Source organism: Paraburkholderia nemoris, from assembly GCF_905221015.1.
Taxonomy (GTDB): Bacteria; Pseudomonadota; Gammaproteobacteria; order Burkholderiales; family Burkholderiaceae; genus Paraburkholderia; species Paraburkholderia nemoris.
The window spans coordinates 92,547-113,974 of record NZ_CAJNBO010000005.1 but is presented as its reverse complement, the minus strand read 5'-3'; the positions used below and the strand labels follow the sequence as shown (position 1 = coordinate 113,974).

The 21,428-nt window shown below is 63.7% G+C and carries 17 protein-coding genes, 2 tRNA genes and 1 pseudogene; 6 read left to right on the top strand and 14 right to left on the bottom strand.

What is annotated here, in order from left to right; all coding sequences use genetic code 11:
* Nucleotides 1–188: 188 nt before the first annotated feature.
* Complete coding sequence (locus tag KHO33_RS09325; RefSeq protein ID WP_200564626.1) at nt 189–2,405, top strand: ATP-dependent helicase; 2,217 nt, start codon at nt 189–191, stop codon at nt 2,403–2,405.
* 8 nt (nt 2,406–2,413) lie between these two features.
* Here the strand turns inward: KHO33_RS09325 and KHO33_RS09320 are convergent, their stop codons facing one another.
* From KHO33_RS09320 to fdxA, 8 genes and pseudogenes are all read right to left on the bottom strand, one after another.
* The gene (locus KHO33_RS09320; protein ID WP_054036173.1) at nt 2,414–3,181 is read right to left on the bottom strand and encodes a DUF4088 family protein; all 768 of its coding nucleotides are present in this window, start codon (nt 3,179–3,181) and stop codon (nt 2,414–2,416) included.
* A 341-nt stretch (nt 3,182–3,522) separates the two neighbouring features.
* Nucleotides 3,523–3,846 carry an AzlD domain-containing protein gene (locus KHO33_RS09315; RefSeq protein ID WP_154560628.1) on the bottom strand — a complete coding sequence of 108 codons (324 nt, stop codon included), beginning with the start codon at nt 3,844–3,846 and terminating at the stop codon, nt 3,523–3,525.
* A gap of 80 nt (nt 3,847–3,926) precedes the next feature.
* Nucleotides 3,927–4,682: pseudogene (locus KHO33_RS09310) on the bottom strand (AzlC family ABC transporter permease); the annotation flags it as partial.
* 85 nt (nt 4,683–4,767) lie between these two features.
* Complete coding sequence (locus KHO33_RS09305; RefSeq protein WP_054036175.1) at nt 4,768–5,595, bottom strand: AraC family transcriptional regulator; 828 nt, start codon at nt 5,593–5,595, stop codon at nt 4,768–4,770.
* A gap of 117 nt (nt 5,596–5,712) precedes the next feature.
* Nucleotides 5,713–6,189 carry a CreA family protein gene (locus KHO33_RS09300; RefSeq protein WP_200564625.1) on the bottom strand — a complete coding sequence of 159 codons (477 nt, stop codon included), beginning with the start codon at nt 6,187–6,189 and terminating at the stop codon, nt 5,713–5,715.
* A 243-nt stretch (nt 6,190–6,432) separates the two neighbouring features.
* Nucleotides 6,433–6,508, bottom strand: a tRNA-Asn gene (locus tag KHO33_RS09295).
* A gap of 62 nt (nt 6,509–6,570) precedes the next feature.
* Nucleotides 6,571–6,646, bottom strand: a tRNA-Asn gene (locus KHO33_RS09290).
* A 115-nt stretch (nt 6,647–6,761) separates the two neighbouring features.
* Complete coding sequence (fdxA, locus tag KHO33_RS09285; protein ID WP_054036179.1) at nt 6,762–7,085, bottom strand: ferredoxin FdxA; 324 nt, start codon at nt 7,083–7,085, stop codon at nt 6,762–6,764.
* A gap of 280 nt (nt 7,086–7,365) precedes the next feature.
* Here fdxA and pncB point away from each other — a divergent pair, with 280 nt between their 5' ends.
* The 5 genes from pncB (at nt 7,366) to KHO33_RS09260 (ending at nt 13,422) form a co-directional block, all read left to right on the top strand.
* Nucleotides 7,366–8,562 carry a nicotinate phosphoribosyltransferase gene (gene pncB / locus KHO33_RS09280; RefSeq protein ID WP_054036181.1) on the top strand — a complete coding sequence of 399 codons (1,197 nt, stop codon included), beginning with the start codon at nt 7,366–7,368 and terminating at the stop codon, nt 8,560–8,562.
* 207 nt (nt 8,563–8,769) lie between these two features.
* Nucleotides 8,770–9,432 (top strand): LutC/YkgG family protein, encoded by a 663-nt coding sequence (locus KHO33_RS09275; protein WP_054036183.1) that lies wholly within the window; start codon nt 8,770–8,772, stop codon nt 9,430–9,432.
* Between the two features lie 64 nt (nt 9,433–9,496).
* Entirely contained in the window at nt 9,497–10,924 is a 1,428-nt protein-coding gene (locus tag KHO33_RS09270; RefSeq protein WP_054036186.1) for a sodium:proton antiporter, read from the top strand.
* 66 nt (nt 10,925–10,990) lie between these two features.
* On the top strand, nt 10,991–11,980 hold the full coding sequence (locus KHO33_RS09265; RefSeq protein WP_200564624.1) for a 2-hydroxyacid dehydrogenase: 990 nt from the start codon (nt 10,991–10,993) through the stop codon (nt 11,978–11,980).
* Nucleotides 11,977–13,422, top strand: a complete 1,446-nt coding sequence (locus KHO33_RS09260) for a DNA recombination protein RmuC (protein ID WP_054036188.1) — start codon at nt 11,977–11,979, stop codon at nt 13,420–13,422. Before KHO33_RS09265 ends, KHO33_RS09260 begins: the two co-directional genes overlap by 4 nt.
* A 27-nt stretch (nt 13,423–13,449) precedes the next feature.
* On the opposite strand, the gene KHO33_RS09255 is transcribed toward KHO33_RS09260, so the two are convergent.
* The 6 genes from KHO33_RS09255 to KHO33_RS09230 all read right to left on the bottom strand — a co-directional run bounded on the left by KHO33_RS09255 (nt 13,450) and on the right by KHO33_RS09230 (nt 20,970).
* The gene (locus tag KHO33_RS09255; protein WP_200564623.1) at nt 13,450–13,938 is read right to left on the bottom strand and encodes a GNAT family N-acetyltransferase; all 489 of its coding nucleotides are present in this window, start codon (nt 13,936–13,938) and stop codon (nt 13,450–13,452) included.
* Nucleotides 13,938–14,213, bottom strand: a complete 276-nt coding sequence (locus KHO33_RS09250) for a hypothetical protein (RefSeq protein ID WP_054036190.1) — start codon at nt 14,211–14,213, stop codon at nt 13,938–13,940. The genes KHO33_RS09255 and KHO33_RS09250 overlap by 1 nt, the downstream gene beginning before the upstream one ends.
* 100 nt (nt 14,214–14,313) lie before the next feature.
* Entirely contained in the window at nt 14,314–15,615 is a 1,302-nt protein-coding gene (gene moeA / locus KHO33_RS09245) for a molybdopterin molybdotransferase MoeA (protein WP_200564757.1), read from the bottom strand.
* Nucleotides 15,616–15,689: 74 nt separating this feature from the next.
* On the bottom strand, nt 15,690–16,304 hold the full coding sequence (gene mobA, locus KHO33_RS09240; RefSeq protein WP_054036191.1) for a molybdenum cofactor guanylyltransferase MobA: 615 nt from the start codon (nt 16,302–16,304) through the stop codon (nt 15,690–15,692).
* 12 nt (nt 16,305–16,316) lie between these two features.
* Entirely contained in the window at nt 16,317–17,426 is a 1,110-nt protein-coding gene (moaA, locus tag KHO33_RS09235) for a GTP 3',8-cyclase MoaA (protein WP_200564622.1), read from the bottom strand.
* A gap of 241 nt (nt 17,427–17,667) precedes the next feature.
* Nucleotides 17,668–20,970 (bottom strand): Rne/Rng family ribonuclease, encoded by a 3,303-nt coding sequence (locus KHO33_RS09230; protein WP_200564621.1) that lies wholly within the window; start codon nt 20,968–20,970, stop codon nt 17,668–17,670.
* Nucleotides 20,971–21,428 lie beyond the last annotated feature (458 nt).

Below are 21,428 nucleotides of genomic sequence, written 5' to 3'. Positions count from 1 at the left end.
GAGTTGTTCTGAGGCACAAGGCGCTGCGACAGCAAGCTTAGCCGTCGCCTCTCAGCCAAGCTTGCTGTGGGGCGCGGTCAACGTCACGCAGTGCCTTGCCAAAGAAATGGCCCGGAGCGCCTATGCGCCCGGGCCGTTTCTTTTGGGGCGCGGGACGGAAAAAAGGGTCGCTTGTCTCCGATACTTGTATGGATATACAGTATGCGTCGCCGCGTCAACTCAACCTCAGGCCCGAATCCACTGTGCTCTCCGTCGCTGAATCTTCGCCACCGTCTGCTTCCGGTATCGAGAACGATACCGATACCGCCGCCTGGCTGGCAAAGCTCAACGACGCGCAACGCGAGGCCGTCGAATACGGTGCCGACAGTCCCAACGCGCCGCCGGGCGCGCTGCTGGTGATCGCGGGGGCCGGCTCCGGCAAGACCAACACGCTGGCCCACCGGGTCGCCAATCTGGTGGTGAAGGGCGCCGATCCGCGCCGTATTCTGCTACTGACCTTCTCACGCCGCGCGGCGCTCGAAATGACCCGCCGTGTCACGCGAATCGCCGGAGCGGCGCTTGGTACGCGGGCTGCGCTGGCGCAAGGGCTGACCTGGTCCGGGACCTTCCATAGCGTCGGCGCGCGGCTTTTGCGCGAATACGCCGAGCTGATCGGCCTCGCGCCCGCCTTCACGATCAACGACCGCGAGGATTCCGCCGACCTGATGAATCTGGTGCGCCACGAGCTCGGTTTGTCGGCGAAAGAGCGGCGTTTTCCGGCCAAGGGCACCTGCTTTGCGATCTACTCGCGCGTGGTGAACACCGGCGCGTCGCTCGCCGACGTGCTCAACAGCGCCTTTCCCTGGTGCCGCGAGTGGGAAGCCGATCTGCGCAGGCTGTTCGCCGCATACGTCGAAGCCAAGCAGAAGCAGAGCGTGCTCGACTACGACGACCTGCTGCTCTACTGGTCGCATATGGCCGCGGAGCCGGCGATCGCGGCCGATCTGTCGGCGCGCTTCGATCACGTTCTGGTCGACGAGTATCAGGACACCAACCGCCTGCAGGCGTCGATCCTGCTCGCGCTGAAACCCGACGGCCGCGGCCTGACCGTGGTCGGCGACGACGCCCAGTCGATCTATTCGTTTCGCGGCGCGACCGTGCGCAACATTCTCGACTTCCCGGCGCACTTCAATCCGCCCGCGAGGCAGATCACGCTCGAGCGCAATTACCGCTCAACCGGGCCGATTCTGGCGGCGTCGAATGCGGTGATCGAGCTCGCCAGCGAACGCTATACGAAGAATCTGTGGACCGACAAAGCCTCGGCACAGCGCCCGCGTCTGGTGACGGTCGCCGACGAAGCGGATCAGGCGCGCTATATCGTCGAACAGGTGCTCGAAGCGCGCGAGCAGGGCATGAAGCTCAAGTCACAGGCGGTGCTGTTTCGCGCCGCGCATCACAGCGCCGCGCTCGAGATCGAACTGACCCGGCGCAACATTCCGTTCGTGAAGTTCGGCGGCCTGAAGTTTCTCGATTCGGTGCACGTCAAGGATGTGCTCGCCGTGCTGCGCTGGGCGGAGAATCCGCGCGACCGTGTCGCGGGTTTTCGCGTCGTGCAGTTGCTGCCGGGTATCGGCCCCGCCACAGCGGCGAAGGTGCTGGACGAGGTCGTGGCCCGGGCGGGCGCCGGCAATCCGGCCGATTTCACCCATAGCGCCGGTGGTGCGCTGGCCGCCTTTGCGCCGCCGGCTCGCGCGCAGGAGGACTGGCATCCGTTCGTCAAGCTGATGTCGAGTGTGTACGGGCGGCAGACGCCGTGGCCGGCCGAGTTCGAAATGGTTCGGCGCTGGTACGAGCCGCATCTCGAGCGCAACCATGAGGACGCGGCGATCCGTCACGCGGACGTGCTGCAGATGGAAAGCATTGCGGGCACCTATGCGTCGCGCGAACGCTTCCTGACCGAGCTAACGCTCGATCCGCCTGACGCCACCAGCGACGAATCGGGCGTGCCCCTGATCGACGAGGACTACCTGATCCTGTCCACGATTCATTCGGCGAAAGGTCAGGAGTGGCGCAACGTGTTCGTGTTGAATGGTGTCGACGGTTGCATTCCATCCGATCTCGGCACCGGCAGCGAAGAGGAAATCGACGAGGAGCGCCGCCTGTTATACGTGGCGATGACGCGTGCAAAGGAAGACCTGCATATCGTCGTGCCGCAGCGCTTTTACGTGCACAACCAGACGCATATGGGCGACCGTCATGTGTGGGCGTCGCGCACGCGCTTCATTCCAGCGCATCTGATGCCTTTGTTCGACGCCTACGCCTGGCCGCGCGTGCCGGTGCCGAGCGCGCCGACAGCGGCGGGACTGGCCGCTGCGGCGCAGGCGAAGATCGAGATCGGCGCGAAGCTCAGGAAGATGTGGGACTGAACCTGCTTTTACCGCGACTGCCGTTGTTGCTGTTGCGGCGCCGGACGCGGCGGCACAAAGAAATTGCGCAACCAGGCGGCGAGGCGTGAGAACACGTCATACGGTTCTTCGACGAAGATTTCCGGCTTCAGCAGGCGCAGATACTCCATGATCTGCTGCGCTTCCTGCTTCTGGAACGAGCCGTGCGAAATGCCGAGACGCAACAGTCCGCGCAGTTCGCCGAGCTTTTCGCGCGCCGTGCTACCCACGCTCGTTTCGCATGCCACTTTCGCTTCATAGACGCGCTGACGCAGCGATTCCACCAGACGCCAGGCCGGCGTCTGCATGACTTCCTCGAGCGCCTGGATATCCTGCGCGGCGCTCTTGATCTGCGCCGCGAGCGGATCGATCAACGCCGCGTCGCCTTCCGCTTCCTTGACGATGGCCGCCGCCCAGTCGCGGCACTGCTTGGCGAGTTCTTCCGGCGTCCATTCCGAACGGGCCGCAAAGCCGAACCCGAATTCCCCCGCCTGCCTCATCAGAATCGCGACGACATCCGGGAATTCCTTGTCCAGCGTGCGTTTCGCCCATGCGTACTGGCCGCCCTGCAACATCCGCTGCACCGCGTGTTCGGTTAGCGGCACCATGTTGTCGAGCAGCTTGGCGCGCAAAAAGTCCTCAAACGACGGCGTCGCGAACTGCGGATCGAGTTTCAGCGAAACCCGCAGAAAAGCGTCGAAGTCCTTGCGCAGCGTCGCAATGGTCTCGTCTTTGAGCGTGAGGGTGATTTGACCCATGTGTTATCCCGTTTGGTCCTGCCGCGCTGCATTGTCGTGACGTTGGTTCGCGCACGGACCCCGTGAGACGCGACGCCCGTGCTGGCGCGGTTGATTCCTGCTTGTTGCCGCGTAATCAGCGGGACGAATCCCGATGAGCGGACCTCGACTTCTTATCGGCGGATTCAGGGAAAACTTAAGGGCGTGGGGGGCGTTGGCGGCGGCTTTAGAGGGATGCGTCGCCTGCGACGGTGGCGAGCGGCGGGCGCCGCCCTGTGGCGAGGCCGCCGAGCTTGGCGCCTATGGCAACGCGGGCGCCGTTTGCACGCGATGTAGGCCTCGAACTGCGCTTCAAACAGCGCCTATTTAAGCACAACGCCTTGCCAGACAAAAAAAACGGTCAGGCCGACCGCGATGGTCAGGAGCGGTCGCCGCGTCAGCGCGCTGACGACGATGGCGGCCAGCGCCCCGACCAGTTGCGGATTGCGCCAGGTCAGTTCGGCGCCGGCGCCGTGCGGCGAGACCGCCATCGGGACGATGATCGCCGTCAGCACGGTAACGGGCACGAAGCCGAGCGCCGTGCGCACGAGCGGCGGAAACACCAGCCGGTCGCCGAGCACAAAGACGGCGGCGCGGATCACCCACGTAATGGCGGCCATGCCGAGGATCAGAACGACGTAGTTCATCGCGACGCCTCCATGGTTTCCTTCGAGGTTTGCCGCAGGGCGTCCCGGCGGGGGCCCTGTGAGCTTTCGCGCGACGCTGCTCGCGAGCCTTCGTGATTTCCCCGCGCGCCTCGCCCAAAGCGCGGCGCCGACAGCAGGACACCGATCGCCACGCCCGCGAACACGGCGCCGAGCAGGCCGAGCTTGTACGGCCACGCCTGCCAGAAGAAAGCCAGCGTGCCCGCGGTTGCGGCCGCCGCGATATAGCGCAGCGCGACGAGCTGCGGCACGACGATCGCAATGAACGTGGCGACCATCGCGAAGTCGAGCCCGAGCGACTGCAGGCCCGGAAAGGCCGCGCCGAACAGCAGGCCGGCGACTGTCCAGAGCTGCCAGTTCAGGTACATGGCCAGACCCGCGCCAAAGAAGTAGTGCGGGCCGACCGTGCCGGGCTCCCGATGCCGGTAATGTTCCCATGCGACCGCGAAGACTTCGTCGGTGAGCAGCGCGCCGAGCGCCCAGCGCCAGCGCGAGGGCAGATGCGCGACGTGCGGCGCGAGCGTCGCGCTATACAGTACGTGACGCAGGTTGACGACGAGCGTGGTCGCCCAGATCACCGCAAAACTCGCGTGGCCGGCGATCAGGCCCAGCGCGATGAATTGCGCGGAACCGGCGAATACGACGAGCGACATCAACTGCCCGTGCCATAGATGCAGCGGGCCGGATGCGACGAGGGTGCCGAAGATCACGCCGAAGGGCGCTGCGCCGACCATCATCGGGATGATGTCGCGCGTGCCGGCGGTGAATTCTTTTAAGTGGCCTGTGCTTGAGGGCTGGCCGGGGTTGGAATGGGTCAATCTTGCCTCCTTGATGCGCGAAGGATAGCGGGCAAGGCTGAGCGGAGGCTTGTACGTTCTTGCGGTGGATAGGGAGAAGCGTGCGTCAGCTACCCTGCCAACGCCCCGGCGGCACGCCGAACATGCGCCGGAAATGGCGCGTGAAATGGCTTTGATCCGTGAAACCGCTCGCCGCGGCGACATCCGTCACCGAAACGCCCGCTCGCAATGGCGCGAGCGCGCGCTGCAAGCGCACCTGGTTGCGCCACGCGTGCGGCGGCAAGCCGGTGGTCTGCGTGAAAAGGCGCGCGGCGTGGAAGGGCGAGAGTCCCGCTGCCCGTGCGACCTCGGCCAGCGTGACGGCTTCTGCGAGGTCGCCGGTCAGGCGCTCCTGCATCGTCGCGACGCGTGCGTCGTCGGTGGCGAGGCGCCACGGTTCCGGCTGCGTTTGGGAGTAGCGGACCAGCAAGGTGGACAGCGCGTCGAGCATCGCCGCCTCGGCGGCGAGCGGATCGTCGCCGGCCTCCAGCAGACAGTGCGCACGTGCCAGCCGCTGCGCCAGATCGGGATCGCGGATGACGCCCGGCGCGAACCACGGCAATGCTTGCGGCTTGCCGGCAACGTCGTTGGCAAGCTCGTGAATGAAATCCACCGGCGCATACATCACGCGATAGCGCCAGCCCGCCTCGACCGCCTTGGAGCCCGTGTGCAGTTCGCCGGGATTGATGATCGGTACGCTGCCTGCTTCGGCGACATAGTCCGAGCCGAGATACCGATAGCCCTCGGCGCCGGCGACGATCACCGGAATCGTGTACGCATCGTGCCAATGCGGCGAGAACTCGTGATCGTGATATTCCGCCGTGAGCAGATCCGCGCCGGGCAAAAGCGGCGTGCGCCAGTAGCGGGCGGAATCCTGGAAACGATGGGCGGTCATGGTGAAAATCTGTCGATCCTGCGGTCCGGCATGACCGGTCAGTGTAGCGCGCCGCGGCCGTTGCGGTCGCGCATGCGTGTACGTTCTTGCGTAGTGAGCCTGGCCGGGGAGTGGCGACTACTTGACTGGAATGGTCGTGCCGGCCGGCATCGGCACGGCGCTCACGCTGTTTTTCGCGCTGCCGCTGACTACGCGATCGCTGTACGTCATGTACACCAGCGTGTTGCGCTTCGTGTCGACCACCCGCACCACATGCAGCGATTTGAAGATCAGCGACATGCTGACCGAGAACACGTCGGATTGCTGCTTCACGGGGCCGGTGAAATGAATCGCGCCCACTTGCCGGCACGCGATCGACGCTTCGGTCGGATCTTCGGCGATGCCGAGCGTGCCCTTGACGCCGCCCGTGCGCGCCCGCGAGACATAGCAGGTCACGCCCTGGACGAGCGGATCATCGTAGGCCTCGACGACCACGCGGTCGGAACCGGTAATGCGGAAGTTGGTATTGACGCTGGCGACTTCTTCGCTGTGAACGAGTGGGATGGAAAGGGCTGTGGCGGCTGCAAGCGAAAGGCGCATCACGGTGGGTTTCATGGGAGGGCCGGGAATGAGTGCTTGGGTTGGGCGCGAGAGATCCGCGCCGATAAAGCACCATCGTATAACGGCGTGGCCGCCAGAGGGTCAGTGCAAATGCCCCAGGTCATGCGCTATCTTCCGGCCGGAGCCGACCGCGTCGCCCGCCGATTCAAGGCACCGGATCCGGCATTGAAACAGGCCAGACCAAAAGCCCAGACCAAAACAAAAAGGCCCGCACGAATGCGGGCCTTTCAAAGATTTTGGCTCCTCGACCTGGGCTCGAACCAGGGACCTACGGATTAACAGTCCGGCGCTCTACCGACTGAGCTATCGAGGAACAGCAGTACAACTTGATCTACATAAAAAAGCCCGTATTGGTTAACGGGCTTTTGCAATTCTTGGCTCCTCGACCTGGGCTCGAACCAGGGACCTACGGATTAACAGTCCGGCGCTCTACCGACTGAGCTATCGAGGAACAGAACAACAAACAGCAGAGAAGCGAAATTGTAGGAGGTGACTAAGCGCCTGTCAATACCCTGCATTCATCTCGATTTGGTCCGAATGCAACGGCGGGGCGCAGGCCGCGCCGCTCAGCGTACGAGCAGGGCCAGCTTTTCCTTCACGTCCTTGAATTCGTCGGCTTCCGGCAGCGGCGCTTTGGTCTTGGTGATGCTCGGCCAGTTCTTCGCGAGATCGGCATTCAGCTCGGTGAAGTGCTGCTGGTCGCCCGGCACGTCTTCTTCGGCATAAATGGCGTTCACCGGGCATTCGGCCACGCACACGGCGCAGTCGATGCATTCATCGGGGTCGATCGCGAGGAAGTTGGGACCTTCGCGAAAGCAGTCCACCGGGCACACATCGACGCAGTCGGTATAGCGGCACTTGATGCAGCTTTCGGTCACAACGTGAGTCATTCAGGCAGCTCCTGCATGCGGAATCAGGGGAGGCGAAACGCCAAAAACGCTATTGTAACGTAACGTCAAGAGCCGCATGCAGCATCGGACAGCGGCTTTTATACGTTTTTGTGATTAGTTTATGGCGTCCGGCGAGCGCCGCCCGCCGGCGCGCTGAATCCGGATGCATTCGGGTAACATGCGTCAGGTTGGCGCGCACGGGGCGCGCCGCACGCGCATGGGTTGACGTGGTTGGTCGAGCCAAGCCTTCCGTTTTTCCTGCAGTCCAGTTCGCACCATCATGATTATTACTTCGCTGCTCGACACCGATCTGTACAAGTTCACGATGATGCAAGTGGTGTTGCATCACTTTCCCGCGGCGAATGTCGAGTACCGGTTTCGCTGTCGCACGCCGAATGTCGACCTCGTGCCGTATATCAGTGAGATTCGCGACGAAGTGCGCAAGCTCTGCGATCTGCGCTTTACCGACGACGAGCTCGACTACCTTCGGCGCATGCGCTTCATCAAGGGCGACTTCATCGAGTTTCTCGCGCTGTTCCATCTGAACGAGAAATACATTTCGATTTCGCCTTCGCCGAAGGGCAATGGTGAAATCGACATCGAGATCAAGGGGCCGTGGCTGCACACGATCCTGTTCGAGATCCCGATGCTCGCGATCGTCAATGAAGTCTACTTCCGCAACACCCAGCAGAAGCCTGACTACAGTGAAGGGCGCGGCCGTCTCGTCGAGAAGATCAAGCTGCTCGGCGCGCGCCCGGAATTCGCCGACTGCAAGATCGCCGACTACGGCACGCGCCGCCGCTTCTCGAAGCAATGGCACGAAGAAGTGATCCTCACGCTGAAAGACGGCCTCGGCGAACAATTCGCCGGCACCAGCAATGTCTTCTACGCGATGAAGCACAGCCTCACGCCGCTCGGCACGATGGCGCATGAATACCTGCAGGCGTGTCAGGCGCTCGGTCCGCGGCTGCGCGATTCGCAGATCTTCGGCTTCGAAATGTGGGCGAAGGAATATCGCGGCGATCTGGGTATCGCACTGTCGGACGTGTACGGCATGGAGGCCTTCCTGCGCGACTTCGACATGTACTTCTGCAAGCTGTTCGACGGCGCGCGCCACGATTCCGGCGACCCCTTCGACTGGGGCGAGCGCCTGCTCAAGCACTACGAGGCGAACCGCTGCGACCCGCGCACCAAGATCCTCGTGTTCTCCGACGCACTCGACATTCCGAAGGTGCTGCAACTGTACGAGCGTTTCCGCGGCCGCTGCAAGCTGGCATTCGGCGTAGGAACGAATCTGACAAACGATCTCGGCTACAGCCCCTTGCAGATCGTCATCAAGATGGTTCGCTGCAACGGTCAGCCGGTGGCGAAGCTGTCGGACTCGCCGGGCAAGAACATGTGCGAAGACAAGGCCTATCTCGCGTATCTGCGCCAGGTGTTCGGCATTGCGCAGCCCGAGGAAGACGCGGCGAAGTAACGTGACGTCTGTGCGGCGCGTGTGTGACTTATGCGCCGCTGTCTTGTGCCGCTGTCTTGCACCGATATTTTGCTGGGATCTCGCTGAGATCGTGCCCGCCGTGTGGCCGATACGCTGCCTTAAGCCGTTCGGCCAGGGTGTTCGCGCGCAGGGTGGCCGGTATAATTCCCGCCATATCGCACGGCTGTCGACACGAGGATTTCGCATATGGACACATCGATTGCCCGCCGCAACATCCTGGCGCGTATCCGCGCGGCGCAAGGGCGCGAGCCTGAGCCGTCTGCTGCCGAGCGCGAAGCGGCTCAGGATTATCTGGCGCGCCATCCCGAGGGTCCGCGTCCGGAGATGCCGGCCGATCTGACCACGCGCTTCATCGAAGAAGCGCAGAGAATGGCCACTACGGTCGACACGGTCGACTCGCTGGGAGACGTGCCTTCCGCCACGCATCGCTACCTCACTGAACACGCTTTGCCGCTGCAAGCGATCGCATGGCAAACCCTGCAAGATCTTCAATGGGCCGAAGCCGGCCTTCACGTCGAATTCCGCAAACCTGAAGACGGCGACGTGGTCGGTCTCACTGGCTGCTTCTGCGCGACTGCGGAGACGGGCACGCTTGTTCTGTTGTCCGGACCGGAAACCTACGCATCGGCAGGCTTGCTGCCGGAAACGCATATTGCAATCGTGCCGGCTTCGCGCATCGTCTCAGGACATGAAGAGGCGTTTGGGCTGATCCGCAGCGAACGCGGTGAACTTCCGCGCGCGGTCAATTTTGTCTCCGGGCCGTCGCGCACCGGCGATATCGAACAGACTATCGTGCTTGGCGCACATGGGCCGTATCGGGTGCATGTGATCGTCGTGCGTGGCGCTTGAGCGTGGCGAGCGGCCAGGCCTTCGGCCCCGCACCGTCACTCGCGCTAATAAGGACTTCAAGAATATGAAACGACATGCCGTGTGGGCGAGCATGACGCTCGCTGCTGCTCTGACGTTGGCCGGGTGGCCTCAACTAGCATCGGCGGCTACGCTTGACGGCGCGACGCTGTCGGCGATGTGGGGCCTGCCGTTTGCGGGCGTGCTGTTGTCGATCGCGGTGTTTCCGTTGGTCGCCCCGGCATTCTGGCATCACCATTTCGGCAAGATCGCGGCAGCGTGGGCACTGCTCTTCCTGGTGCCGTTTGCGCTTACCTTCGGCACGGGCGTCGCATTCGGGACCTTGGTGCACGCGGTGCTCGAAGAATACATTCCGTTCATCGTATTACTGACGGCGCTTTATACGGTCGCGGGCGGCATCTGCGTGCGCGGCAATCTGCATGGCACGCCGCGCCTGAATACCGCAATTCTCGCGCTCGGCACGCTATTGGCCAGCATCATGGGCACGACCGGCGCTGCGATGCTGTTGATCCGTCCGTTGCTGCGCGCTAACGACAATCGCAAGCACGTCGTTCATGTGGTGGTGTTCTTTATCTTTCTGGTCGCGAATGCGGGCGGCTCGTTGTCGCCGCTCGGCGATCCGCCGCTCTTTCTCGGCTTTCTGCAAGGCGTCAGTTTCTTCTGGACCACCACGCATCTGGCGTTGCCGATGCTGTTTGTCTGCGTCGTGCTGCTGGCCGCGTTCTATGCATTGGATTCGTACTATTTTCATCGGCGTGAAGAAGAGCGTTCGCGCTTTCTCGATCCGACGCCGGATTCGCCGCCGCTAGGCGTCGACGGCAAGATCAACTTCGTGCTGCTCGCTGCAGTGATTGCGCTGGTTCTGATGAGCGGACTCTGGAAATCCGACGTGGTGTTCGACGTTTTCGGTACGCACGTCGCGTTGCAAAATGCCGTGCGCGATGTCGCGCTGATCGGCGTCACCTTGCTCTCGCTGGCTTTGACACCGCGCGCGGCACGCGCCGGCAATGACTTCAACTGGGCACCGATCGAAGAGGTCGCCAAACTGTTTGCGGGCATCTTCGTGACGATCGCGCCGGTCATTACGATCCTGCGGGCCGGCGAGGCGGGCGCGTTCGCCGGCATCGTCCATCTGGTCAACCCGTCCGGCCAGCCCCACGACCTGATGTACTTTTGGGCGACCGGCCTGCTATCGTCGTTTCTCGACAATGCGCCGACCTACCTGGTGTTCTTCAACCTGGCCGGCGGCGACGCGCAGACACTGATGACCACCGGCGCCACGACGCTTGCGGCGATCTCGGCCGGTGCGGTGTTCATGGGCGCCAACACGTATATCGGCAATGCGCCGAACTTCATGGTGAAAGCGATCGCGGAGTCGCGCGGCGTTCGCATGCCAAGCTTTTTCGCGTATCTCGGCTGGTCGGTTGTGGTGCTCATGCCGCTGTTTCTCGTCACCGGTTGGCTGTTTTTTTGACGCCTGATTTCACGCTTATTCTGACGCCGAGGTCGTTGGACTCGACGCGCTATCCGGAGAATTGCAATGCAGAAGATCCTCGTCGCCCGTCCGATCTTTCCCGATGTGATCGAACGGCTCAAACAGTATTTCGATGTCGACTGGCACCAGGGTGAAGTCTTGCCTGCAGACGAGTTGACGCGACGTCTCGCGGATAAAGACGGCGCGCTGACCGCGGGCGATCCGGTCGGCGCGGCGGCGCTTGCCGCGGCGCCGCGTCTGCGGGTGGTGTCGAACATGGCCGTGGGCTACAACAACTTCGACATGGCTGCGTTCAACGCGGCGAACGTGCTCGGCACCAACACGCCGGACGTGCTGAACGAATCGACCGCCGATTTCGGCTGGGCGCTGATGATGGCCGCGGCGCGCCGCATTGCCGAATCGGAGCACTGGTTGCGCGCGGGCAAATGGCAGAAGTGGACCTATGACGGTTTTCTCGGCACCGACCTGTACGGTTCGACACTCGGCGTGATCGGCATGGGCCGGATCGGGCAGGCGCTGGCGCGTCGCGCCAAGGGTTTCAACATGCAGGTGATTTATCACAACCGTTCACGTGTCGCGCCGGAGATCGAGGCGGAGTTGAACGCGGAATACGCGTCCAAACAGGACCTGCTGCAGCGCGCCGATCACGTGGTGCTCGTCTTGCCGTACACCAAGGAAAACCACCATACGATCGGTGCTGCCGAACTCGCGCAGATGAAGCCGACCGCAACGCTCACCAACATCGCACGCGGCGGCATCGTCGACGATGCGGCGCTGGTCGAAGCGCTCCGCACGAAACAGATTGCCGCAGCGGGTCTGGATGTTTACGAAGGCGAGCCGCGTCTGAATCCGGATCTGCTGACGGTGCCGAATGTCGTACTGACACCGCATATCGCCAGCGCGACCGAAGCAACGCGCCGCGCCATGGCGAACCTCGCTGCGGACAATCTGATCGCGGCGCTGGGTGAAGGCCCGCGCGCTGGCCGCCCGCCGAATCCGATCAACCCCGAGGTCATCGGCAAGGCGCGTTCATGACAATGATTCTGGTGGCGGCCGTTGCCGTGCTGGCGGTCGCCTTGGTCATCGCGTTGGCGTTGCTGATGCGCGGTAGTCGCGTTGACGGAAGCGAGCAGTTCGAGATTCTCAGTGAGCGTATCGACACAGCGGCGGATGCGCAGTCGCATGCTTATGAGCGGCTCGAGCGGCAACTGCGCAACGACATCACGGAAACAGCGCGCGTCTCGCGTACCGAGCAGAGCAGTGGATTCGCGCACTTTCAGCAAACGCTGGCGTCGCAATTCAGCAGTATGACGACGGTGCAGGGCGGCAAGATCGACGGTTTCGCGCAGCAACTCGACGCCGTGCGTCACAGCCTGCAGCAGCAGGCGCAGCAGGCACGCGATGAGCAAGGGCGCACGCTCAAGCAGTTCGGCGACACGCTGACTCTGCAACTGGGCCAGCTCACCGAGTCGAACGATCGCCGCTTCGCCGAAGTGCGCGCGACGATCGAGCAGCGGCTGAAAGACATCGAGGCGAACAATTCGACCAAGCTCGACGAGATGCGCCGCACTGTCGACGAAAAATTGCACGCCACGCTCGAACAACGCCTCGGCGAATCGTTCAAGCTGGTGTCCGACCGGCTGGAGCAGGTGCATCGCGGTTTGGGTGAAATGCAGACGCTGGCTGCGGGTGTCGGCGATCTGAAGAAAGTACTCACTAACGTCAAAACGCGCGGCACGTGGGGCGAAGTGCAGCTCGAAGCATTGCTCGAACAACTGCTCACGGCGGATCAATACGCAAAGAATGTCGCGACGGTGCCTAAGAGCGCCGATCGCGTCGAATTCGCGATCAAACTGCCGGGCCGCGCGGAGGTGGGTGGTCCAGCTACGCCGGTCTGGCTGCCGATCGACGCCAAGTTCCCGCGCGAAGACTACGAGCGGCTGATCGAGGCTCAGGAACGCGCCGATCCGATTGCGGTCGAGGAGGCGTCGCGCGCGCTCGAAGCGCGGATACGCGCCGAGGCGCGCACGATCGCGGAGAAGTACGTGTCGCCGCCGCACACCACGGATTTCGCGCTGCTATTTCTGCCGACCGAAGGTCTGTACGCGGAAGTCCTGCGTCGGCCGGGCCTGACGGACCTGCTGCAACGCGACTATCGCGTGACGATTGCCGGCCCGACCACGCTGACCGCCTTGCTCAATAGTCTGCAAATGGGGTTCCGCACGCTGGCGATCGAGAAGCGGTCGAGCGAAGTGTGGCAAGTGCTCGGCGCGGTGAAAACAGAGTTCGGAAAATTCGGTGACGTGCTGGCCAAGACCAAGGCGCAACTTGAAACCGTCACGCGTTCGATCGAAGCCGCGGAAACGCGCACACGCGTCATGAACCGCAAGCTGCGTGACGTCGAGGCGTTGCCGGGTGAAGAGGCGAGCGGGCTGCTCGGCGATGCGCTAACGGGTGTGGATCCCGACGAGCAGTAGAGTCTGACGGTTGGCCCGAATTCAAACTCAGGAAGCGGCTGCTGCGGCCAATTGTTCCAGCGCGTCGCCCGTCAGACGCACGACACGCCAATCCGGCATTACTGTCGCTCCCAATTTTTCGTAGAAGCTAATGGCCTGCTTGTTCCAGTCGAGCACGGTCCATTCAAAGCGTCCGCATTGCCGTTCGACTGCCAGTGCCGCGAGCCTCGCGAGCATCGCAGCGCCTAGCCCGCTGCCGCGCTGACCCGGTTGCACGTAGACATCTTCGAGATATAGTCCGCGCTTGCCTGCGAAGCTCGAGTAATTGTGGAAGAACAGCGCATAGCCGACGATGCGTCCTTCGTTTTCCGCCACCAGCGCTTCGATCGAGGGCCGCACGCCGAACAGGGCGTCGCGCAATCCGTCTTCGGTCGCGACGAATACGTGCGTGAGACTCTCGAATTCGGCCAGCTCGTACGTCAGCGCGAAGATAGCGGCCGTATCCGCAGGCGTCGCGGCGCGGATCGTTGCGGGCATTACGCTTCTTCCGGCGCGTCGGTCAGCTGGATTTCGATACCGCCAAAGCGCGACGCCACCCAGTTGTAGGCGTGGCATGCAATCCACAGCAGGATGAAGCCGAGAATCGCGTTCAGCAGCAGCGCGCTGAACACGGTGCTCAGTTCGACCGAGCCATAGCGGATGAACGCCACCAGCACGCCGAGCAGCACGATCGGCACCGAGAATGTCAGGTACACGAGGATAAGCGCTTTGGCCGTCTGTCCCGGTGCAATGAACGAGATCTGTTTTTTCATGTAAGTCAAACCCGTGTGTCGTAGTGGTAATGGGTAAAGCGTGCAAACGAGGCTGCCAACGCGGCCGCAAAACGCCGCCACGCAAGCGTTCAGTCAGGCGTCAGATCAGGCCGTCGAACAACATGATATCGACGTGCTCGCCCTCGCCAATATCGGCTTCATCGTGCCCGAGAACGATGAAACAATTTGCTTCGCTCATCGAACTCAGCACGCCGGAGCTTTGCGAGCCGGTCGGCGTGACATGCCATTGGCCGTGCGCATCCTGCCCCGCGACGCCGCGCTGGTATTCGGTGCGGCCGGCCCGTTTGCGGATGGCCTGGCGGCTGGCGGCGCGCAAGACCGGCAGCGCCTGCGGCGTTGCGCCGGACATCAGCAGCAGCGCTTCGCGCACGATCTGGTAGAACGTCACCATCACGGCCACGGGATTGCCCGGCAAGCCGAAGAATAACGCGGGTAGCCCGAGACCCGGACGTTCGCCGGACCAGACGCGGCCAAAAGCGAGCGGCCGTCCCGGACGCATTGCGAGACTCCAGAAGGCGACGTCGCCGAACGTCTGCAGCAATTGTTTGGTGAAATCCGCTTCGCCGACCGAGACGCCGCCCGACGTCAACACCACGTCGGCGCTGGCTGCGGCGCTGCGCAGTGCAGCTTCGAGCGCCGCGGGTTCGTCGCGCACTACGCCCAGATCGAGCGTGTCCATGTTCAGGCGCCGAAGCATCGCAAACAGCGTGTAGCGGTTGCTGTCGTACACCGAACCCGGGTCGAGCGGCTCGCCGAGCGAGCGCAATTCGTCGCCGGTTGAGAAAAACGCGACGCGCAAGCGCCGCCGCACGTTGACTTCGCCGATGCCAAGCGAAGCCAGCAAGCCGAGGTCCGACGCACGCATGATGCGGCCGGCGCGTAGCGCGGCATGCCCGCGGGCGAGGTCTTCGCCGGCGAGGCGCCGGTTGGCGCCGGCTCGCAAGGCGTTGGCCGCAAAACGGATCGAGGTGGAATCGGCGCTGCGCTCGACAAGCTCCTGCGGCACGACGGTGTCGCACTCAGCCGGCATAGAGGCGCCCGTCATGACGCGTACGCATTGCGTCGTGTCGACGTGGCCCGGGAACGGGTGACCCGCCAGCGCTTTGCCGGCGATTGTCAAATTGACCGTGGTTTCACTCGTTGCCAATGCCGCGCCGTTGAACGCGTAGCCGTCCATGGCCGAATTATCGTGCGACGGGACGTCGATCGGCGAAACGATATCGGCTGCGAGCACGCGGCCGAGCGCATCGCGCAAGGGCACGCGTTCGACCGCCGTGACGGGCGTGGCCCATTGACGGACGATCGCCTGGGCGGCCGAAACAGGTAGCGCATGAGGATCGTACTGCGCGACGCAGCGGGAAAATTCGTTAAGCGTGGTCATGAAGGGCTGGACGTCGCGATCGGCGGCGGAAGCGGCTGTTGCCGTGCGGCCGGAGCGGGATTTCAACCGGGGCCTCAACAACGCTCGAGGTCGGCGAGTTCTTGTAACGAATTGATATTGTAAAACGCGCGCTCGTCGGTAAAGGCGACTTCGACCGTCTTGTGGCGCGCGTACCACGCGCGAACCTTACGCTCGCCGGCGTCGAGAAAGGCCGCCAGGTCGTCGGCGAGACTCGTGCGCAGCAACGCGAACACGGGATGGAGCGAGACATGGCCTTCGGCGTTCGTGGTCGTGACGGTGGCGATATCGGCCTGATGCGAACTGAGTGCCTGCGCGAGATGGGCCGCGAGATCAGCGGGCAGTCCGGGTGTGTCGCAGGGCGCGCTTAGCACGTAGGCAGTGCCGGCCGCGCGCAGACCGGCGAGCAGGCCCGCCAGCGGGCCGGGAAAGCCGGGCAGGGTATCGGCAAGCACCTTGGCGCCGAACGGCGCGCCCAGCGCCGTGTAGACCTCAGGGTGACGATTGGCGCTGATCAGCAGGGCGCCGGTTTGCGGTGCGAGCCGCTTCAGCACGTGGGCGGCGAGCGGCTCGCCGCGCAGGGTTTGCAGTCCCTTGTCGACGCCGCCCATACGCATGCCGCGTCCGCCCGCGAGGACCAAACCGGTGATGTGTTCGCGAGCCGGGTTCATGGGCGCGGCCGCTTAGCCGCCGATGTACGACATTTCCACGCGGCGGGCGTCCTGCGTGCGGAGTGTGGCTGCATTGCTGCCGCGCAATTGCGAATAACGGTCGCCGCGGCCTTGCCAGATTTCGGCGACGGCGGTGGCGATAGCGGCGTCGCTCGCGCCGTTGCGCAGCAACGCGCGCAGATCGTGACCGGACGAGGCGAACAGGCACAGGTACAACTTGCCCTCGGTCGACAGACGCGCTCGCGTACAACTGCCGCAAAACGCGCGCGTCACGCTCGAAATCACGCCGATCTCGCCGCTACCGTCCACGTAACCCCAGCGCTGGGCGGTTTCGGCTGCGCTATGTGCTTCGAGCGGCATGAGCGGGAAATGCTCGGCGATGCGCGTCACGACGTCGGCGGAAGGCAGCACCTCGGTCATGTTCCAGCCGTTCGACGTGCCCACGTCCATGTACTCGATAAAGCGCAGCACCGCGCCCGAGTCCTTAAAATGACGCGCCATCGGCACAATTTCGCCGTCATTGGTGCCACGTTTGACGACCATGTTGACTTTCACCGGCGCGAGTCCCACCGCGTGCGCCGCGGCGATCCCGTCCAGCACGTCGGCGACCGCGAAGTCGGCGTCGTTCATGCGGCGAAACAGGGTGTCGTCGAGCGCGTCGAGACTGACCGTCACGCGGGTCAGGCCGGCGTCTTTCAGGCTGCGCGCCTTGCGCTCCAACAGCGAGCCGTTGGTGGTCAGCGTCAGATCGAGCGGGCGGCCTTCCGGCGTGGTGAGTTGCGCGAGTCGTTCGATCAGGAATTCCAGATTTTTGCGCAGCAGCGGCTCGCCACCCGTAAGACGGATTTTCTCGACGCCGTGCGCGACGAAGAGCCGCGCCAGCCGTTCGATTTCTTCGAAGCTGAGTAGTGCGCTATGTGGCAGGAACGCGTAATCCTTGTCGAACACCGCGCGCGGCATGCAGTAGACACAGCGGAAATTGCAGCGATCCGTCACCGAGATGCGCAGATCGCGCAGCGGGCGCGCCAGCGTGTCGTGCAGCGCGCCGCTGGGCGCCTGCACGGGGCCGGTAATGACCGGCACCGCGCTGAGATCGGCAACAGGGATGATGCGTCGGGACATGAATTGCTTCGCTTGATGCTTCGTTTCGGGCTGCTTAAGTGCTGCGATCGCAACTGCGGTTGGCGCGGCGATTGGAACCTGGTTCTTCATTCTAGCGGAAATGCACCTGGCGGCTGCCAGCCTCCAGACGCCGTCCGGGTATACGGGGAGTGGCATAAAGCCCGCGATCGGATGGGTGCGGGCGCCCATAAAACAAAAAGCCCGCCGGTGAGGGCGGGCTTTTTGCATGGCGGCGGTTCGCTTACTGCGGATGCTTACCGGTTTCCACCATTTGCATCGGCGCGGTTTCAACCGGCGGCAACGCCTTACGCTCGCGACCCACGCGAACCGGCTTGGCCGTTTGCGCAGCCGCTTCCTGCGCGGCCCGCAGCTTGTCAGCGTCGGTGTTCACCCAGACGAGACCGGCTTGTTCCAGCACCGGCTTCAGGGCTTCCGCCGACACAGCGGCGTTACGCGGCGCTTGCGGCGCAGCAGCTGCAACGGGCGCCGGCTCGACCGCTGCCGGTTCAACGACCGCTTCAACTGCCGGTGCGACCGCTGCAACGACCGGTTGCGCTTCGAAGATATCGGCTTGCCGTGCCGGCTGGGCGGCCGGTGCTTCGACCACTACTGCCGGAGCCACGGTTTCCACAGGAGCCGGTGCGGCTTGCGCCTCAACCACCGGAGCAACTGCCGGCGTTTCGACCCGTGCTTCAACCGGGGCTTCAAAGCGAGCGACCGGTTCGGCGAGCGAAACCGTCTCGCTGGCGGCCGGCGCAGCTTGCGCGGCTTCGACCGGCGCGGCGGCTTGCGTCACCGGCGCTTCCACGGCCTGCTCGACCGCAACCGGTGCAACCGGCGCTTCTGCGACCGGCACAACCGTTTCCGTCTTCGTAGCCTGCTCGGCGGCCAGCGCCGGTGTTTCGGTTACAGCGTGCAGTTCGCTGACCACAACGGTTTCCGTCGCGACAGCAGCAACAACCACTTCCACCGGCTTGACTGCAGCCGCTTCGTTGACTTCAGCCTTGTGCTCGACCGCTTGGTGCGCGGTGCGCACCGGTGCGTCATCGGTCACATTGATGTTGTCGCCTTCACCTTCCGCAACGTCCGCAGCCAGGTTGCCGTTCACGTCTTCTTCACGCTCACGACGGCCACCACGACGGCCGCGACGGCGACGACGACGCTCTTCACCTTCACGCGCCACCGCTTCCTGATCGACCGGCATACCGTTTTCGCCCAAGGCGGTCTGGTTTTGCGCCAGTTCTTCCGCCGTTTGCGCGTCGTTCTGCGTCAGTGCATCTGCGGCTTCCGGTTGCTGCTTGCGGCGTTCGCCACGTTCAGCGCGCTCGCCACGCTCACGGCGTTCGCCGCGTTCCTGGCGTTCACCACGCTCGGCGCGCGGTGCGCCCTCGACGGTTTCCGCACGATCGCTGCCGCGATTGTCGCGGTCGCGGCCCTCGCGACCTTCACGCGGCTCACGAGCCTCGCGCGGTTCGCGGCCTTCACGGGCCTCACGCGGTTCACGCTGCTCACGGTTAGCGCGCGGCTCGCGCGATTCACGTGCTTCACGCGGCTCACGACCTTCGCGTGCTTCACGACCTTCACGCGGTTCGCGTTCCTCGCGACGCTGCGACGGCTGCTGACCCTGAGCCTGACGGCCACCGGTCGCGCCTTCGCCACGACCCGCTGCATCGCGGCCACCTGCGCCGCTACGGCGGTTACGGTTGCGATCGCCGCCGCGTTCGCCGGTGCGCTCACCGCGCTCCGTGCGTTCGCCGCGTTGCGGACGCGTCTGCTTTTCGGTCGTAGCCGGTGCGACAGGCGCCGGCGCGGCCGGCTGCATGCCGAACAGATTCTTCAACCAGCCGATAAAGCCGCCGGTAGCCGGGGTGACGGCCACCGGAGCCGGCGTTGCCGCCGGACGGACCGGCGCGCTCGGGGCCGGCTTCTCGGGCGTGATGCCCTTGACCGCGGCTTCCTGCTTCGGCTTCACTTCTTCGGCGCGCTTGCTGTAACCGGTTTCCGATTCCAGTTCACGGGCCGCTTCTTCGGCCATCTTCCACGAAGCGCGCGGCTCGTCGAGGCGCGCGTCGTCGTGACGCAGGCGCTCGAGCTTGTAATGCGGCGTGTCGAGATGCTTGTTCGGGATCAGAACGACGTTGACCTTGAAACGCGATTCGATCTTGTTGATTTCGGCGCGCTTTTCGTTCAACAGGAAGGCGGTCACTTCGACCGGCACCTGGCAATGGATCGCCGCGGTGTTTTCCTTCATCGCTTCTTCCTGAATGATCCGCAGCACTTGCAGCGCGGACGATTCGGTATCGCGGATGTGGCCCGTACCGTTACAGCGCGGGCAGGTCACATGGCTGCCTTCCGACAGGGCCGGGCGCAGACGTTGACGCGACAGTTCCATCAGGCCGAAGCGTGAGATCTTGCCCATCTGGACGCGTGCACGGTCGTGCTTCAGCGCGTCTTTCAGGCGTTGCTCGACTTCGCGCTGGCTCTTGGCCGATTCCATGTCGATGAAGTCGATCACGATCAGGCCGCCCAGGTCGCGCAGGCGCAACTGGCGGGCCACTTCGTCGGCGGCTTCGAGGTTGGTGCGTGCAGCCGTTTCCTCGATGTCAGCGCCCTTGGTGGCGCGTGCCGAGTTCACGTCGATTGCGACCAGCGCTTCCGTGTGGTCGATCACGATGGCGCCGCCCGAAGGCAGCGGGACCGTGCGCGAGTACGCGGTTTCGATCTGGTGTTCGATCTGGAAACGCGAGAAGAGCGGCACGTCGTCGTGATACCGCTTCACCTTGCTGACATTATCCGGCATCACGATATCCATGAAGGCGCGAGCCTGGTCATGGATTTCGGTGGTGTCGATCAGGATTTCGCCGATATCCGGCTGGAAATAGTCACGAATCGCGCGAATAACGAGGCTCGATTCGAGATAAATCAGCATCGGCTGGCCGCTCGAACCGCTTTGCGACGCGGCTTCGATGGCGCGCCACAGTTGCATCAGGTAGTTCAGGTCCCACTGCAGCTCTTCGGCGGAGCGGCCAATGCCGGCCGTACGCGCGATGATGCTCATGCCTTCCGGCAATTGCAGTTGCGCCATGGTTTCGCGCAGTTCCTGGCGGTCGTCGCCTTCGATCCGGCGCGATACGCCACCGCCGCGCGGGTTGTTCGGCATCAGAACCAGATACCGGCCGGCGAGCGAGATGAAGGTGGTGAGGGCCGCGCCCTTGTTGCCGCGTTCTTCCTTTTCGACCTGAACGATCAGTTCCTGGCCTTCACGGAGGGCGTCCTGGATGCGCGCGGAGCGCATGTCGACGCCGTCACGGAAATACTGGCGAGCGACTTCCTTGAACGGCAAAAAGCCGTGGCGGTCTTCGCCGTAGTTGACGAAACAGGCTTCGAGCGACGGCTCGATGCGGGTGATGATGCCCTTGTAAATATTGCCTTTGCGCTGTTCGCGCCCGGCGGTTTCGATGTCGATATCGATGAGTTTTTGCCCATCGACGATGGCGACGCGCAGTTCTTCCTGCTGCGTCGCGTTGAACAACATTCGTTTCATTGAACGGCTCCAGGCGGCTTAGCTAGCCCTCAGCTGCGCGGTTGTCAGTCGCGAGAGCCACGAGGGCAGCGGCATGCCGCGCCTTATTGTGTTTTCACAAGCACGCTGGAGCGGGAAAAATGGCGGGAGAATTGCCTGAGAGGGCCCGGCCCCATTGAAAAATGGGCGCGGTGCCGCAGGGCACATGCGAACACGGCTTCAAATAACGACCCGACACGCCGCGGGTTCTGCCAGCAGACCTTCATAAGCCTTTCGTCCACTCGCGCCGGTGCGCCAACTGGGCGCGTGACCGGAGGGCCGGAGGCTGCGGTCATGCCGCAGCGGGAAGTTCGCGCAGTCGGCGCGTCTTTTCTCGCTGGGGGTGTCTCGCCTCATTTTGACGTCGCCATGTCTTGTATTTTCTACAAGACGCCTCGGGCGCACGCCGTATTTTCGCAACTCGCAGCTTCCTACGGCAG